13 protein-coding genes are annotated in these 15,287 nt (G+C 64.6%); 7 read left to right on the top strand and 6 right to left on the bottom strand.

The genetic code is table 11. The features are described from left to right. Nucleotides 1-65 precede the first annotated feature (65 nt). The 3 genes from ureG to V7D81_RS20840 all read right to left on the bottom strand — a co-directional run bounded on the left by ureG (nucleotide 66) and on the right by V7D81_RS20840 (nucleotide 3,973). A complete protein-coding gene (gene ureG / locus V7D81_RS20850) occupies nucleotides 66-680 on the bottom strand; it encodes an urease accessory protein UreG (protein ID WP_349257713.1) in 615 nt (204 codons plus the stop codon). 129 nt (nucleotides 681-809) lie between these two features. Continuing rightward, complete coding sequence (locus V7D81_RS20845; protein ID WP_324319917.1) at nucleotides 810-3,098, bottom strand: amidase family protein; 2,289 nt, start codon at nucleotides 3,096-3,098, stop codon at nucleotides 810-812. Between the two features lie 122 nt (nucleotides 3,099-3,220). After that, on the bottom strand, nucleotides 3,221-3,973 hold the full coding sequence (locus V7D81_RS20840; protein WP_324319915.1) for a helix-turn-helix domain-containing protein: 753 nt from the start codon (nucleotides 3,971-3,973) through the stop codon (nucleotides 3,221-3,223). Nucleotides 3,974-4,128: 155 nt separating this feature from the next. On the opposite strand from V7D81_RS20840, the gene V7D81_RS20835 reads away from it, so the two are divergent. The 5 genes from V7D81_RS20835 to V7D81_RS20815 all read left to right on the top strand — a co-directional run bounded on the left by V7D81_RS20835 (nucleotide 4,129) and on the right by V7D81_RS20815 (nucleotide 7,100). Beyond that, a complete protein-coding gene (locus V7D81_RS20835) occupies nucleotides 4,129-5,226 on the top strand; it encodes an OmpA family protein (RefSeq protein ID WP_324319913.1) in 1,098 nt (365 codons plus the stop codon). Between the two features lie 157 nt (nucleotides 5,227-5,383). Further along, nucleotides 5,384-5,734, top strand: coding sequence for a YciI family protein (locus V7D81_RS20830; RefSeq protein WP_324319911.1), 351 nt, complete (start codon nucleotides 5,384-5,386; stop codon nucleotides 5,732-5,734). 42 nt (nucleotides 5,735-5,776) lie between these two features. Then, nucleotides 5,777-6,307, top strand: a complete 531-nt coding sequence (locus tag V7D81_RS20825) for a dihydrofolate reductase family protein (RefSeq protein WP_324319909.1) — start codon at nucleotides 5,777-5,779, stop codon at nucleotides 6,305-6,307. Between the two features lie 122 nt (nucleotides 6,308-6,429). Further along, nucleotides 6,430-6,852 (top strand): hypothetical protein, encoded by a 423-nt coding sequence (locus tag V7D81_RS20820; protein WP_324319907.1) that lies wholly within the window; start codon nucleotides 6,430-6,432, stop codon nucleotides 6,850-6,852. Next, nucleotides 6,849-7,100 (top strand): helix-turn-helix transcriptional regulator, encoded by a 252-nt coding sequence (locus V7D81_RS20815; RefSeq protein WP_349257712.1) that lies wholly within the window; start codon nucleotides 6,849-6,851, stop codon nucleotides 7,098-7,100. The genes V7D81_RS20820 and V7D81_RS20815 overlap by 4 nt, the downstream gene beginning before the upstream one ends. Before the next feature lie 117 nt (nucleotides 7,101-7,217). Here V7D81_RS20815 and V7D81_RS20810 read toward each other — a convergent pair whose 3' ends face one another. Further along, on the bottom strand, nucleotides 7,218-8,090 hold the full coding sequence (locus tag V7D81_RS20810; RefSeq protein ID WP_324319902.1) for an REP-associated tyrosine transposase: 873 nt from the start codon (nucleotides 8,088-8,090) through the stop codon (nucleotides 7,218-7,220). Between the two features lie 477 nt (nucleotides 8,091-8,567). After that, nucleotides 8,568-10,727 (bottom strand): hypothetical protein, encoded by a 2,160-nt coding sequence (locus V7D81_RS20805; protein ID WP_324319900.1) that lies wholly within the window; start codon nucleotides 10,725-10,727, stop codon nucleotides 8,568-8,570. A gap of 105 nt (nucleotides 10,728-10,832) precedes the next feature. Between V7D81_RS20805 and V7D81_RS20800 the strand changes: the two genes are divergently transcribed. Beyond that, nucleotides 10,833-11,402, top strand: a complete 570-nt coding sequence (locus V7D81_RS20800) for an ECF-type sigma factor (RefSeq protein ID WP_324319898.1) — start codon at nucleotides 10,833-10,835, stop codon at nucleotides 11,400-11,402. A 29-nt stretch (nucleotides 11,403-11,431) separates the two neighbouring features. After that, on the top strand, nucleotides 11,432-14,245 hold the full coding sequence (locus tag V7D81_RS20795; protein ID WP_324319896.1) for a serine/threonine-protein kinase: 2,814 nt from the start codon (nucleotides 11,432-11,434) through the stop codon (nucleotides 14,243-14,245). A 635-nt stretch (nucleotides 14,246-14,880) separates the two neighbouring features. On the opposite strand, the gene V7D81_RS23350 is transcribed toward V7D81_RS20795, so the two are convergent. After that, nucleotides 14,881-15,174 (bottom strand): hypothetical protein, encoded by a 294-nt coding sequence (locus V7D81_RS23350; RefSeq protein ID WP_349257711.1) that lies wholly within the window; start codon nucleotides 15,172-15,174, stop codon nucleotides 14,881-14,883. Between the last annotated feature and the right edge of the window lie 113 nt (nucleotides 15,175-15,287).

Below are 15,287 nucleotides of genomic sequence, written 5' to 3'. Positions count from 1 at the left end.
AGGGGGCCCTCCTACTGTGGGGCCGGCTTCAGCCGGCCTCCGGGGATGTCAGGCTGAAGCCTGACCTACAGAAGCATCCCCTGCTTCTCGATGAACGCCACCACCTGATCCAGCCCCTGCCCCGTCTTCAGGTTGGTAAACACGAACGGCTTGTCGCCGCGCATCCTGCGCGCATCGCGATCCATGACTTCGAGCGATGCACCGACATGCGGCGCCAGGTCGATCTTGTTGATGATGAGCAGGTCCGATCGCATGATCCCCGGCCCGCCCTTGCGCGGAATCTTGTCGCCGGCAGCAACGTCGATCACGTAGAGCGTGAGATCGGACAGCTCCGGACTGAACGTCGCCGCAAGATTGTCGCCGCCGCTCTCGACGATGATCATGTCGAGACCGGTGAAATCCTCCATCAACTGGTCGATGGCGGCGAGATTCATCGATGCGTCCTCGCGGATCGCCGTGTGCGGGCAGCCACCGGTTTCGACACCGCGGATGCGCTCCGCCGGCAGCGCCTGGCTGCGGATCAGGAACTCGCAGTCTTCCTTCGTATAGATGTCGTTGGTGACGACGGCGAGGTTGTACTGCTCGCGCATGCGCTTGCACAGGGAATCGACGAGCGCCGTCTTGCCCGAACCGACCGGACCGCCGACACCGAGACGCAATACATCGCTGTTCTCCACCATTTGTCCTTCCATCCACAGGATGTCCGGATGATACGACAGCGGCGTCGCGGTTCGACTGCGCCAAATGACTTACCGTCATCCCGCACGCCGGGGCCACAGTTGCCCCGGCGTACCTGACACTGCGTGCGATCAGGGCTCGTGCCTGACCGGTCCGAAACCGGGCGGCGATTTGCGATGCTGCGTCGCCGATTCGTACGCGGAAGCCACCGTGATCAGGGTCGACTCCTGGCCGGGCTCGGCCCAGAAGGCGATGTTGTACGGCAGCCCTACGCCACCGAGTCTGGTCGGCGTCGCGTTCCATTGGCCTTCGTACCTGGTCGCGTCCTTGCTCAGTACGAAACTGGCATCGACCACCGTCGTCGAGAAGCCCGCCGGCACGAACACTTCGGGAATGCCCAGCATCGCGCCGTAGCCGTAGCCCGAGCGGCTGCCGCTGTCGCTCGCCGTGGCGCCGCCGATCTTTTCCGCCAATGTCGGGTTCACCGGATTCACCAGCACATCGATGCCGTTCTGGCGCAGCACCTTGGTCATGACCATGCGCAAGGTGTCGCGGCGCTTCATCGTGTAGGTGATGGCGTCGGTCCGGATATCCATTTCCTTGTTTTCCCAGTTGGTCATCGCCGCGCGACGCACGTCGTTGTAGTACTTCGCATTGGCGTTGAGCGTCTGCCAGTCGTAGACGCTGGCGTCGCCGCGCAGGGCCAGGTACTTGGCGAAATCGAAGGCGAACGTGTAGCCCGACACGGCCTCGGGATCTTCGGGCGGATTGCCGAATACCCGGTTGAAGTTCAGGTTGGCGGGCAGCGGCGCCTTGTGGGTCGACAGCGCCACCAGATACTTGCGGCTGGTCACGTCCCAGCCCGGCACGGTGAACTCCGGTTTGCCATCCTTCTGCCACGCGAAGATCTCGGGCATGTGGAACGGCACGACTTCCGCGATGGCGTCGTTGAACGTGAACGTCATGTTCGGAATGGCCGGATCGTCCGGGTAGCGCGGGTCGACGGTCTCGACCAGTTCGGCACCCAGATTCCGCAATACCGCAAGCTCGCGATTGATGCCGTCGCTCACGGCGATCTTCGCGGGATTGTCCTTCACGAACAGCTCGCGGACGATGCCGATGCGCATGCCTGCGAGCGGCCTGGCCTTCGCGGTCGCAATCGCATCGAGATACGGCGTCTTCGATTCGATCACCCGCGGCAGCGACGTGTAGAGATCGTGCGCATCGAAGTACGTGCCCGTCTTCTTGTCGCGGAAGGCATCGAGCACGGTCGCCGCATCCTTCACGCTGCGGCAGATGATGCCCGGACGATCCTGGTAGGGATTGGCGCCGATGGTGCCGTCGAACGAAATCATTCCCTTGGTCGGCACGATCAGGGCCGTGCTGTGATAGTTCGCGGGACCGCGGCACGAGCCGCCGGTGGTTTCGCAGATGGAACACACGACCAGGTTCGCCGCCACGGACGCGCCGGAGCCGCCGCTCGATCCCGCCGTGACCCGTTCGGTGTCGTAGGGATTGCACGTCATGCCGCCCCACGTTTCGCGCGAGCCGCCGGCGCCGATGTACGGCCGCTCCACCTTGGCCGGTCCGGTGGGATCGCCGCTGCCGCCGTTGTATTCGGAATTGTGGGCGTGCGCGTAGATGATCGCGCCGGCTTCGCGCAGGCGACGCACCAGTGTCGAATCCCTGGGCGGTGCGTCCATCGCGTACTTGACGTCGCCGCCGCCGGTCGAGCGCATGTCTGCGGTGTCATAGACCGCCTTGAATGACATCGGCGCGCAGTACAGCGGCATGGTCTTCGTGTCGAAGTCGCGGCCGTATTTCTCGTCGAGCTGCGCCGCGTATTCGAGCGCATCCGGCTGCTGGCGGAACTTCTCGCACGCCGGCGGCGCATCCTTGGGCAACGGCGTGCCCGGCGGCGCATCGAACTTGCCCTTGCAGGTCACCGAGCGCTCGCCGCGGATGTTGATGGATTCGAGTGCGTTCACCTGCCCGGCATTGGCAGTGCCGACCAGCATGCCGAACTGCTGATATACGCCCGGGTCCGACAGGGTCGGCTCCATGCGACCGAAGTCGGGCGGCAATCCCTTGTACTTGTCGAAGTCGGGAACGTGCTTGTCGATGGCCAGCGTTGCCGTCGGGAATTTCAACGGCGCACCGGCCCGCACCGCTCCGGGCACAGCCTTGATCTTCGTTCCCTCGGCGGTAACGAGTTTCGAGCACACACCGTTGTAGGCGCGTGCACGGGTGATGTAGTCCTGCACGACCTGCCTGCAGGTGGTCTCGCCGGATCGAATCGCATCCTGGATGCTCTCGATGCTGGCTTCCTCGATCTGAAAGGGTTTCGCCGCGTGCGCTGCGCCTGCACCGAGCAGCGCAGCGGACAGCAACAGGGTTCGAACCGACAGGTGCACCGCCATGGGAATCTCCGTAGCCCGGAAGTTGAGCGCGGTGCGCGACAGCTTCCTGCCACGTCCGCAACGATGGATGCCACCGGGCAGACGGAGGCGACGGGCAGTGCCCTACCAGGAGCGAGCCGGATTCACGTCCGCGTCGCCCGCGGTCGATAGGCCGAGAACATCGAGAACACCCACGGACGGCAGGCGGCGAGCATCGCGAAGCTGAGCTTGTCGCGCGACGGCACGTGCGCATCCAGGACGGCCAGCTCGGCGAAGTCCATGGAAAGGCGCTCCAGCTTGCGCAGCATGATGCGGATCGATGCCTGCGACAGTTCGGCCGAATGAAAGCTCAGGTTCTCGTTGCGCTCGGTGAACGGCGATTGCAGGAACTCTGCGCGAACCTGGCGCTCATAGGCACGGCGCACCGGACCGTCGACGCGCCAGGCGATCGGCAGCTTGGCATTGAGGCGTACGGTATTGCCCTGAACCTCCAGCAGGTGGGCCCGCGCGAGCGTCGCGAGCCAACTGCGCATCGTCCGCTGGCTGGCGCCGAGTCGCGCGGCGATCGCGGTCATCTCGTGACCGTTGAGCAGCAGGTAGAAACAGGCCAGCAGCGAATCGTTGCTGGCCAGCACGCGTTCCTGTTCCAGCGTCAGCATCGGAATCTCGGTCTGCTGCGGACGCGAGCCGTTGGACAACGCCGCGAGTTCGGCGAACGACATGTCGAGCACGGCGCAGATCTTTTCCAGCCGCGCGATGGTGAAGGATCGATCGGCGAAGAGGCGCTTGACGGACGATTCGCTCAGGCCGAGCGCCTTGCCGAGCTTTCCGTACGTGAAGCCGCGCGTACGCAGGCAGCGCTTCAGCGCGCTGATCAGCCGATCGGTCTCGCTCATCAAGTCTCTCCGCATTGCATGACGATCTGCAGAGTACCGTATTCCGGTACCTTTCCAGAAACAGGTTGATAAGCAGGCCATGCCCGATATCTTCCCTCCCGCGCCGGCCGCACCGGTCGGCGCATCGAACGAATAAGCATCATGAGGAGAAGCGTATGAAGGGTGTTGCTCTGGCCGTTGCACTGGCGCTGCCTGCGCTGGCGAGTGCGAGCGACGTTGGCGATTGGTATCTGACGCCGCAGTTCGGAGGCGTGTCGGTCGACAACGATCGGCCGGTCCAGGACAAGGACTGGTTGTATGGCCTGGCATTCGGCAAGCACGTGAGCCAGAACCTCAGCATCGAGCTGAATGTCGACGGCTCGCAGATCGGCGGCGGCCCCGGCCGCAGCGACCTGAGCCTGTGGGGCACGTCGCTCAACTTCCTCGGCGTCATGAATCGCGACAGCGCATTCTCGCCGTACATCAGCGTCGGTGCGGGCGCGCTGTCGAACGAACGCAGCCCCGGATCGAATGCCACGGATCTCATGGGCCAGGCCGGCGTCGGCGCGTTCATTCGTCTGTGGGAAGCCGCCGACGGTTCGAACAGCTTCTCGCTGCGTCCGGATCTGAAGGCGCGCTGGAGCGATGCCGGCGCCGAGAACGATCTGGTCGACTACATCGGCACGATCGGCTTCCAGTTCTCGTTCGGCTCGCCGGCGCCCAAGCCGGTCGCTGCGCCCGAACCTGCACCGGCGCCGGTCGCACCGACACCGCCGCCTCCGCCGCCGCCGCCCGGTGATGAAGACAAGGACGGTGTGCTCGACCCGGCGGATCAGTGCCCCGGCACGCCTGCGGGCGTGGCCGTCGACGCCAAGGGCTGCCCGCGTCAGGGTTCGATCACGCTCGAAGGCGTGACGTTCGAAACGAACTCGGCGAATCTGACCTCGGATTCGCGCGGCGTACTCGATGCCGTGGCCACGGATCTGAAGAAGTACCCGAACCTGCGTATCGAACTGCAGGGACACACCGACAGCAGCGGCTCGGACGCCTACAACCTCAAGCTCTCGCAGCAGCGCGCCGAATCCGTGCGCGGCTACCTCGTCCAGCAGGGCGTGGCCGCGAGCCAGCTTGCTGCGCGCGGCTATGGCGAGACCCAGCCGATCGACGACAACGGCACGGCCGAAGGCCGGCTGCACAACCGTCGCGTCGTGATGCTGGTGCTCGACAACCCGGGACAGGTGAAGGTGGAAGGCGCAGGCACCGTCACGAAGTAATCGACCGGCGACACGAACCGGCCGGGGCGGCGCAAGCTGCCTCGGCCGGTTTCTTTTTGGACCCTGCGTGGGCAGCGTCGTATGCAACGGCGTGTCGGTCCCGGTCCGGGTCATTCGTCTTATAGAACACCGGATACCGACCCAAGAGGAAACCAGGATGCGTTACATGATGTTCGTGACTTCCAGCACGCAGGGCCCGCCGCCGCAGGCACTGATGGAGGCGATCGGCCAGTTGGCGGAACGGGAATTCAAGGCCGGCCGGCTGATCGAAACCAACGGCCTGATGCCCATACAGATGGCGACGCAGGTCTCGCTGGAGAAGGGCGAACTCCACGTCATCGATGGACCGTTCACCGAATCCAAGGAAGTGATCGGCGGCTACGCCGTGTTCGAGTTCAAGAGCAATGAGGAAGCCGTGGCCAGCGCCGTCGAATTCATGGAACTGCACCGGCAGTTCGCACCCGGCTGGGAAGGCAGATGCGAAGTTCGCCAGATCGCGGCAGAGTGACACGCGATCCGTTCTGAAGAACCCGTGATGGAGAATTCACAGATGGCAAGAATCGTCTTCGGAATGAACGTGTCGCTCGACGGCTACGTCGACCACGAGAAATTTTCACCGGGCCCCGTACTCTTTCGTCACTGGATAGAGCAAGTGCGTGGCGTAGCGGGCAGCGTGTACGGTCGTCGCATGTACGAGATCATGCGTTACTGGGACGACGATCATCCCGAATGGACCGCGGAACTCCGGGAATTCGCGACGGCCTGGCGAACCCAGCCGAAGTGGGTCGTGTCGGGCACGTTGAAGTCGGTGGGCCCCAACGCCACGCTGGTCGACGGCGATCTCGGGACGACGATACGTGACCTGAAGGATCGGCTCGCCGGGGAGATCGCCGTCTCCGGACCCGACCTCGCGCGCAGCCTGACCGACCTCGGCCTCATCGACGAATATCGACTCTACTTCCATCCCGTCGTGCTGGGCCACGGCAAACCGTTCTTCACCGGACCCCGGCCGCCGCTGCGCCTCGTAGCGAACGAGTCGATGGACGAGAACGTGATCCGGTTGACCTACGTTCCTGCGTGATCGCGACGGGGCGCAGCAGAGCTGCGGCGCGCGGCATCGATGACATGTGATGTAAATAATTTTTGACACCATGTCTGGTTTTTATTACTTTCCCCGCACGCCTGAAAGCCGCGGAGAAACCGATGTCATTTCGAGAGAAGACCGCCTGGGTGACGCTGATCGCCCTCATCGTGGTGTCGCTGATGTACTGGCTGCATGGCCCCGGCATGTTCGAGCCGCACCGGCATGGCTTGGCGCTGCTCGCGCTGGGAGCCTCGCTCGGCACCTTCGTATCGATCGAACTCATCGGCTGGCTGGTGTTCTATTTCCGCAACCCCAAGGAGGCGCGTACGCCGAAGGACGAGCGCGAACAGATCATCGCGCTGAAAGCCACGCGCATCGCTTTCTGGGTGTTCACCGCAGGTACCTTCGCAGCCATCTTCGTGACGCTGCACCTGGCCGGCGCGGGCGCCGTTGCCATGGGCGTATCCATCGTGTTCGCCTTCGTTCTGGCGCAGCTCGTGCGCCAGGCCACGATCATCGTGTATTACCGCCGCGGCTCATGATGAGCAGCACCGTCATCACCAACGGCATCCGCCGGCTGCGCTTCGAACATCGCGAGATGACGCAGCAGGAGCTGGCGGACCGCATCGGCGTCACGCGGCAGACGGTCAATGCCATCGAAGCCGGAAAGTATTCGCCGTCTCTGGAAGTGGCGTTCCGCATCGCGCGGGTGTTCGGATTGCGCGTGGACGAGGTTTTCGAGTTCGCGGAGTCCGTCAAGAACACGAGCAGGAACAGCAGCAGGAAATGAAGATGACCCGCATCATCGCCATGCTGCCCGTCAGGAGCATGCCGAGCAGCGTGGAGTTCCGATTCCTTGGTGCCCGGATTCCTTGATTCCTTGGTGCCGGGCCGCGGATTCGCGGATTCAGTTCGGGAAATGGCGCTGCACGGCCTCGCGCAGGCTGGATTCGCTCCGTTGCAACAGTCGAGCGACGTGTGACAGCGAGGCAATCCTGTGCGTGACTGCCTGATGAGCGATCCAGGCGCGCGCCCGGCTCAAGTGACGCTGTTTGCCTGAGGAGCACAACGCCTCAGGGGTCACCTGAAACTGTTGTGCTGCCTCTTCGATCAGATGCTGTACGGATTTGCGTGACCTTGGCCGCCATGCGGCGCCGAGCAGCCTGCCGGCGAAGTCGTCACTGCCGAGAATCCGTTGGTCGTTGGGATTGCATTCGATGAGCGGAGAGACCGCATCGACTTCCTCGCTGAGAAAGCGTTGGTATGCTGCTTTGGCCTGATCTGCACACGAGTGAAACATTGCCAGTGCGAAATCGGTAGTGACCCAGGGCTCGGGTCGCGTGCCGAGGTAGGTGTGGTGGCTTGACCATGGATAGTCTTCCGCCTTCGACGTCATGTGTGCGCGAACCGGATTGAGGTGGATGTAGCGAAGCAGTTCAAGCAGGTATGCGTCGGCGTCGACCAGCACGGGGTGATACCGCTTCTCGAAGAGATGTCCTGTCGTATGAAGGTGGCGCTGAATGATGCGGGCGTACTGACCGGCGATCCTTAGCATCAGGCGGCCAAGCGGTACGTCGCCAACCTGAACGAGCAGATGCACGTGATTGGTCATCAGGCAGTACGCATGGAGCCGGGCCGTGAATCGCTCAACGACTTCTGCCACGAGTTGATTGAACACGTGTCGGTCAGCAGGGCTAAAGAAGATGTTCTGGCGATGGTTCCCGCGGAGCGTGACGTGGTAGAACGCGCCTGGAACATGCAGTCGGAGAGGGCGTGGCATCCGTGCCTCGGAAGTGGCAGCCTGGGTACGCCACCATGCATGCGCCTGGAGAATCACGGCACACGAATTTCTGGGTAGTTCTGGGAGAAATCCGCGAATCCGCGGCCCGGCACCGACTCCCGCGGGCACCGACTCCCGCGCGGCAGGCACCGACTCCCGCGCGGCACCGACTCCCGGCCCGGCACCGACTCCCCGCGGCACCGACTCCCCGTACGCAATCAACTTCTTCGTTCTTGTGAGGGGCTGAGGAACGCTGCGACTGCCGTGCTCGCGACAAGCACCGCGTAATCGCCACTACGGCACTCGAGCGCCGTCGACCTTCCTGTCGGCTATGCATCAACCTTTAATACCGTGTTAGCCCGTTGGCACGCCAATTCGCCGCTCGCGATAGTCGATGAGCATGTGTTCAAGCTGCGGCGTTACAAAGCCATCACAATAGATGTGGGCGAAAAGGACGGGTTCGCGGTTTCCGCGGGATCAATTCGTGGGAATCACCTCGACGATCTGCACGTTGAGCGTGGTCGTCCAGCGCTCCAACGCACCGGGAACCACGAGGGCGCCCACGATCGGCGCGGAGCGCCGCAGGATTTTCGTGGTCGAGCCCACGCGGTAGACACCAGACCATTGCCTGGCGTCGACGTCTTCCCACTTGGGAATGACCCTCGTGGTCGTCGGTTCATTACCGCGTGTGAAGGTTTCCGTCATCTGGTCGGTATTGACGGTGAAGTTGTAGCCCCCGTTGATGCCCGCGCAGGTCCCGGTGATCATCAGCGCGATGTCCGGTTTCGCCAGGATGCCGCGCACGTCGAGATTCCAGCGCGAAACTTCCACAGCGGGATAGAACACGCAACGCGTGACTTGCGGCGCCGGGTCGTTCGCGGCCTCGGTGCGCTTTGCGTAGATGCAGCTGTAGGCGCCCTCGGCGCAGATCTCCTCGTAGAAGTCGGTGTGCGTCAGGTTCGAGGCAGTGATCTCCGTGTTCGAGTTTTCGCCGATATGCACCTTGCCCGTGACGCTGGTGTTTCCGCGTGCCGTACCGGTCATGGTGACCGCCGGCGAGATGTCGTTGCGCACTTCGTAGTCCCAGCTATGCGACTGCGCGAAGTCCATGGTCACTTCGAAGCGCGAACGGCCGCAGGTCTCCATGACGGTCGCGAGCGTGGTCGGCGCGGGCCTGCCCAGCAGCTCGAGCTGGCGCATGCTTTTCAAGACCTGCACCAGCGCCGCGGAATTGTGGTTCGCCTGGCAATCCTGCATGGAAAGATCGAAGGCGTGCTCTGCGAGCTGCACCAGCATTTCCGGAACGTTCACGTCGGTGTCGTCCAGCCCCAGCAGCTGCCGCTCGCGCTCCCAGTTCATGAGTTTTCTGGCCGCGTCCGTGATGTCGGCAGGGCTGGCGTTCGGGGAGTTCGCGGTTTGCAGTGCCGGCTCCACCACGTCGTGGTAATACGCGTCGATGATGGCCTGCCTTTCTCGTGACCAGTCCTCGGTGGTTTCATTGATGCGCGCCTCTAATTGCGTCCGGAGGGGGCGCGCTTTCGCCCGGGTGATGGGCACGGTCCTGCGGAGTTCATAGGACGGTGTCGCGATCGCGGCCTGTAGTTGCAGGTCGTGTCCGGACGGCCACGCGTTGGCCAGCGTGGCCGCCTGCGCGCCGTCGATCATGGCCACGCCGAAGATGCCGAGATGCCCCACGGAAGTGGTCAGGGACAATGCCGGCCAGGTGCCGTCTTCGTTCTCGTACACCGGGACGAGGTGCAGCTGCGTGCCATCGGCGAGCGCCGTGAAGATCACCGGCTGGCCACCCAGCACGTCGAGCGCCGCCTGTGTGAACGTGAATGTCACCTGCATGCGGTTGTGGGTCTGCAGATCCGCCTCGGGCGACTCGGCCGGATGAACCTGGAAGGTGCCGATCACGGACTGGAAAGGCAGCGGATTCCCGGCACCCAGCCCCGCCAGCGTCACCGGCGTGACGGACAGAGTCTGATTGTCGAAGAACGAATTGCCCGAAAAACCCAGCGAGACGGTGACGCCGGCGGCGAGCGGAAGGTTCGCCGCGTCGCCTGGAACCTCCACCGCCGAATCGCCATAACTCATGAGAACGAACTGCGCGATTGAGGCTTCGGCCGGCGTGACGGCGACGCTGAGCGGATTCGGGGCATGCGGGAACACGCCAGTGGTGGGTGGCGGGTCGTTGGGATCTCCGGGGCCGCCGCCGGTGGGCGGTGTGATCACCGTGAGTTGCACGCTGGCGCTGGTCACGTTGCCCGCACTATTGCTGATGACCACGGAGTAGTAACGGCCGTCCATGCCGGCGTCGGTGGCGCCGGTCTCGTAGCTCGCACCGGTGGCGCCGGCGATAGGGGTCCAGTCCGTGCCATTGGCCGAACTGCGCCATTGATAAGAGAGCGACCCGGTGCCACTGGCCGTGGCCGAGAACGTGGCGGCCGCCGGAGCCGTGACGCTGGCCGATACCGGTTGTAAGCCAATGGCCGGCGCGGTCGCTGACGGGGGCGGTCGCGGTGGATTGGTAGCCGCCGGCGCTGCGGTTTGTGACCCACCACCGCAGGCCGAGAGGATCACCAATGTGAGGATCGACAGGACGAGGAAGGTGATCTGTCCGATGGCGCGTTTCATCACATAATCTCCGCAGCGACCGGACGGCCCGGCGCTTCGAAGTAGTGATACGTATTCGGCGGCGATTTCGTACACGGCACCGCGGATATATTTGCACCAGGATTCATGAAAAACCCCTCTCCCCCGCCCGTCACGCAGTTGTTGGCGCTGGCCCGCGCGGGCGACGCCCGGGCACTGGATGCGGCCTACGCCGCGCTGTACGAGGAGCTCAAGCAGGCCGCTCGGCGACAGCTCCGGCGCTCCACTCGGGGATTCGAGACCACCGCTCTGGTGCACGAGGCCTATCTCAAACTGGCGGGCCGGGAGCCGGCCGCGGGCCACGCTCGGCACCACCTGGCGGCGCTCTCGGCCCGCGCCATGCGCCAAGTGCTGGTCGACCACGCGCGGCGCGTCGGCGCCAGCAAGCGCGATGCCGGCGGTCCGACGCTGGCACTGCGCGAGGGCGTCGAGAGTTCCGGGGACTCGACGCCCGACGCGCTCGGTATCCTGCTGGTCGACGAAACCATCGAGGCCATTCACAAGGTGGATGCCCGCGTAGCGCGTGTGGTCGAACTACACTGCTTCGGTGGCTACGACGTGGCGGAGATCGCGCGAATCATGGAGCTGCCGGAGTACACGGTGCGCCGCGACTGGCGCAAGGCACGCGCGCTGTTGCTGGCGGAGATGTGTGCATGAGTTCGCGCGGAGCCGACATGCACCGCGCCATGCAAGTCTTCGACGCAGTGGTGGAGCTGGATCCGGCCGGCCGCGAAGCCAGGCTCGCCGAACTCTGCGCGGACGATGCGAGTCTGCGCACCAAAGTCGAGACCATGCTGGCCGCGGATGCCCGCGAAGGCGAACCCTTCGACGACATCGCCGCGCTCGAACGGTCGTTGCAGGAAGTACCACCCGGCGCCGTGATCGGCGCCTGGCGCGTCATCATGGTGGCCGGGCGTGGCGGCATGAGCACGGTGTATGAAGTGGAACGCGCCGATGGCGCCTACCGTCAACGTGCCGCCTTGAAACTCGTGCGTGCGGCGTCGGGCACCTCGGCGCTTCGCGAACGTTTCCTGCGCGAACGGCAGATGCTCGCGGAACTCAGCCACCCGAACATCGCCGCCCTGCTCGACGGCGGCTTCAACGACGAGGGCGCCCCGTACTTCGTCATGGAGTACGTGGAAGGCGTACCGCTGGACCGCTGGTGTGACGAGCAGCGGCTGGACGTGGCGGCGCGCATCCGGCTGTTCCTGCAGGCCATCGACGCCGTGGGCCATGCGCATCGCAACCTGCTGGTGCACCGCGACCTCAAGCCCTCGAACCTGCTGGTCGAGACCACGGGCCGCGTCAAACTACTGGATTTCGGCATCGCCAAGCAGCTCCATGATCCGGAGGTCACGGTGCTCGCCGACCGCGCGGTGACCTTCGGTTACGCCGCACCCGAGCAACTCGGCGACGCGCCCATCACCACCGCCACCGACGTCTGGCAGCTGGGCGTGGTGCTGCACCTGCTTCTGACGGGGTCACATCCCTTCGGCATCTCGAGCGACATGTCGCTGCCGCGGCAAGTGCAGCTGTTGCAGAAGGACCCGGAAACCTTGCCGCGCGCAGCCGCGCATGCCGCCGCAGCCCAGCTCGAGGCGCGCGGCGAATCCGACGCCGCCGCGCTGTCACGCCGGCTGCGCGGCGGTCTCGCCGTGGTGGTGGCCACCTGCCTGCGTCGCGATCCGGCGGCGAGGTATGGCAGCGTCGACGAGTTGGCCACCGACCTCAAGCGCTGGCTCGACGATGAGCCGGTACTTGCGGTGCAGGCCCGCGCCGGCGAACGCGCGCGTCTCTGGCTGCGACGCAATCGCGTGCTCGCGGCTTCCATCGCGGCGGTGGCGCTTACGCTGATCGCCGGCACAGCGGTGTCGCTGTGGCAGGCGCGCGAAGCCCGTCGCGAAAGTGCGCGCGCCATCGAGTCGCTGCAGTTCCTCGCCGACACGCTCGCGGCCGCCTCCCCCGAGCAGGCTCGGAGCAGCGAGATCACCGTGCGCCAGCTGCTGGACAGCGCGCGCCAGCAACTCGAACTGCGCAAGTCGGCCGACCCGCGCGTGCGGCAGCCCGTGCAACGCATGCTCGGGCGGTTGTACTTTTCGGTGGGCGAATCCCATCAGGCCGAGGCCTTGCTGGAGGCCGGCGTCCGAGACATCGAGCCCAAGAGCCGTGATGCGGCGCTCGCTCTGGCCGACGACCTCGTGGTGTATTCGGATACTTTGGCCGGGCTCGAAAAGGGTGAGCAGAGTGTCGCGGTCGCCGACCGCGCCGCGGCCCTGCGCCGACGCTTCGCCCCCGATGATCCCGAACAGCAGCTGCGGGCTCTCGCGCACCAGACTTTGGGCCACGTCTTCAAGTTCGGCTGGGAAGCCTGCCGCCAGCGCGCCGAGCAGGCGCTGTCGATAGCGCTGGCCATGCCGGACCCGCCCGTGGACGTGGTGCTGCGCCTGTATTCGGACCTGGGCAGCATCGCCAATTTCAACAATGACCGCAGCCGCGTGGTGCAATTGAGCGAGCGCGGACTGGCGTTCGCCGATGAGCGCGGCGTGCGCGACGACTCGCCGCAGCGCTTCGTGCTGCTGCGGAATCGCATCGACGGATTGGTTCTCCTGGACAGGCTTTCCGAGGCGGAGGCGGTGAGCCGCGAAGCCATTGGTGCGGTCGAAAGGACGGGTGGCAGTGGTCTGACTAGTCTCGCCGTGTTGTACACCTCGCTGCACAAGGCGCTGCGCGGCCAGGGCCGATATCGCGAAGCCCTGGCTGCGCAGGCCCGGGTGGCAGCGCTGCTGGCGGACGAAGGTTCCGGGCCCATGAATCTCGCGATGTCGCGCGCCAATCTGGCAACACTTCAGGCGGCGGTTGGCGATTACCCCACCAGCTTGCGACTGATCGAAGAAGCCCGGATCCCGATGGCGGCTGCCGGCATCGCTCCGGACGATACCTTTCGACTCACCTTCGAACGCGGCCGTGTGCAGGTGCTGCTCGCCAATGAGCGGTGGCACGAAGCCGGCGAGATCGTGCGCCAGCAAACCGAGGTTGCGCGCGCCAGTCAGGGAGAAGATTCCGAGGACTATCTACTGTCGCTCGCGCAGCACGTCGAAGCACTTCGCCAGGCCGGCGATGCCGTGGCCGGGCGCCGCGCCATCGAGGAAACCCGGATGCGCGCCACCCGGCGCGGCGTGCCGGGCACCAATCCGATGTTCGCGCGCCTTCTACGCAGCGAGGCGGCGTTCGCGCGTCGGGAAGGCGACCTCGCCGCGGCCGAATACAGCTTGCGCGAAGCCGTGCGCAGGCATCAGGCCGGCGTCAATGCCTTCGAGCTCTCCGCGGCGCGCTGCGAGCTGGCCGACATCCTGGCCGCGCGCGGCCAGCGTGCCGAGGCTGTGGAATTGCTGGATCAGGCGCTGCCGGTGATGAGGCAAGCGGTAATGCCGCAGCAGAGGGACCTGAAGTCGGCAGAGGATCTGTTCGCGCGACTGGCGAGGAAATCCCGAACGCCTTGAGGTTCGCGTCAGCGTCATCGTCGAGGATTCGAATCGGCGCTTCGATCACCGGCGCACGGCACTCCGCTATTAGCTCGCGGTGACGTATGGGAGGGATTGTTCGCGGCGGGGGACCGTCGCTCATCCCTCGCTCCGCGAGGGATCGCGCTAACGTGCGTCCAGATTTGCTCTGCAAATCTGTCGAACCAGCTTTCTTAGTTTTCGAGGATTCGAATCTGCACTCGCATCATCGAAGCGGTTGGCACTTCGTTGAGCAGGCGCGGTGTCGTGGGGGAGAGAGGGATTGCTCGGGTCGGGGGACCGACCCTCGTCCTTCGCTATCGCTCAGGACCGCACTTCGTGCGTCCAGATTTGCTCCGCAAATCTGTCGAACCCGGCTTTTTCATGTTCGAGGATTCGAATCCCGCTGGGGGAACCGCGAGCTGATAACGACGTGCTACGTCGGAGACTTGCGGTGAAGTTTGGCGGAGAGAGAGGAAGCAACACCCCATTCGCAACTCATTGCCGTGGCGAGCAATTATTCATGTCTTTGCTTTCGATACCATCAACTCGCCCAGCTAGAAATGCATCTGTCGTTTCAGCCGCCTACACAGGCTGCCTCTACATTCCCCGACCCATCTCAAGCCCACACCACCCTACCAACCATTGATGCGTGGCCACGTATCGACGACCTCGACTCCCCGGCCGCGAACGACCTGGTACGCAGAATGTTGGGCGGCCATGGCGCAGGCATGATTCGGAAGCACTCTGAATAACGTACCCACCGGATACTGCTCCGCGTCGACAGGGCGGATAGGGATTTCAATCCACCTGCCCGATTCGCATCGCGGGTCTGATGTTGACCCCGGAGGACTGGTCAAAGCCCCTGACTCCGCAAATCCGGCCCGGATGACACTCGTGAGGCATCGTTCTGCCCGCGAACTCCACACCGAGCGTGTCCACCACCGCTGAATCCACCCCCTCACCCCTCCGCGGCCTGCAATGAGCACAGCCGCACTCGGTGCGCCGTGTCAGCGGCGCAATGATCGTCAGCAATGAGTTG

Source organism: Povalibacter sp. (assembly GCF_036735925.1).
In the GTDB taxonomy this organism is placed as follows: domain Bacteria; phylum Pseudomonadota; class Gammaproteobacteria; order Steroidobacterales; family Steroidobacteraceae; genus Steroidobacter.
Note: the sequence above shows the minus strand (reverse complement) of the source record. Positions and strands in the feature narration are given on the sequence as shown.

What these genes read in the sequence shown, in the direction of transcription:
- ureG (WP_349257713.1), bottom strand. Translation starts at nt 680, where the DNA reads ATGGTGGAGAACAGCGATGTATTGCGTCTCGGTGTCGGCGGTCCGGTC.
- V7D81_RS20845 (WP_324319917.1), bottom strand. Translation starts at nt 3,098, where the DNA reads ATGGCGGTGCACCTGTCGGTTCGAACCCTGTTGCTGTCCGCTGCGCTG.
- V7D81_RS20840 (WP_324319915.1), bottom strand. Translation starts at nt 3,973, where the DNA reads ATGAGCGAGACCGATCGGCTGATCAGCGCGCTGAAGCGCTGCCTGCGT.
- V7D81_RS20835 (WP_324319913.1), top strand. Translation starts at nt 4,129, where the DNA reads ATGAAGGGTGTTGCTCTGGCCGTTGCACTGGCGCTGCCTGCGCTGGCG.
- V7D81_RS20830 (WP_324319911.1), top strand. Translation starts at nt 5,384, where the DNA reads ATGCGTTACATGATGTTCGTGACTTCCAGCACGCAGGGCCCGCCGCCG.
- V7D81_RS20825 (WP_324319909.1), top strand. Translation starts at nt 5,777, where the DNA reads ATGGCAAGAATCGTCTTCGGAATGAACGTGTCGCTCGACGGCTACGTC.
- V7D81_RS20820 (WP_324319907.1), top strand. Translation starts at nt 6,430, where the DNA reads ATGTCATTTCGAGAGAAGACCGCCTGGGTGACGCTGATCGCCCTCATC.
- V7D81_RS20815 (WP_349257712.1), top strand. Translation starts at nt 6,849, where the DNA reads ATGATGAGCAGCACCGTCATCACCAACGGCATCCGCCGGCTGCGCTTC.
- V7D81_RS20810 (WP_324319902.1), bottom strand. Translation starts at nt 8,090, where the DNA reads ATGCCACGCCCTCTCCGACTGCATGTTCCAGGCGCGTTCTACCACGTC.
- V7D81_RS20805 (WP_324319900.1), bottom strand. Translation starts at nt 10,727, where the DNA reads ATGAAACGCGCCATCGGACAGATCACCTTCCTCGTCCTGTCGATCCTC.
- V7D81_RS20800 (WP_324319898.1), top strand. Translation starts at nt 10,833, where the DNA reads ATGAAAAACCCCTCTCCCCCGCCCGTCACGCAGTTGTTGGCGCTGGCC.
- V7D81_RS20795 (WP_324319896.1), top strand. Translation starts at nt 11,432, where the DNA reads ATGCAAGTCTTCGACGCAGTGGTGGAGCTGGATCCGGCCGGCCGCGAA.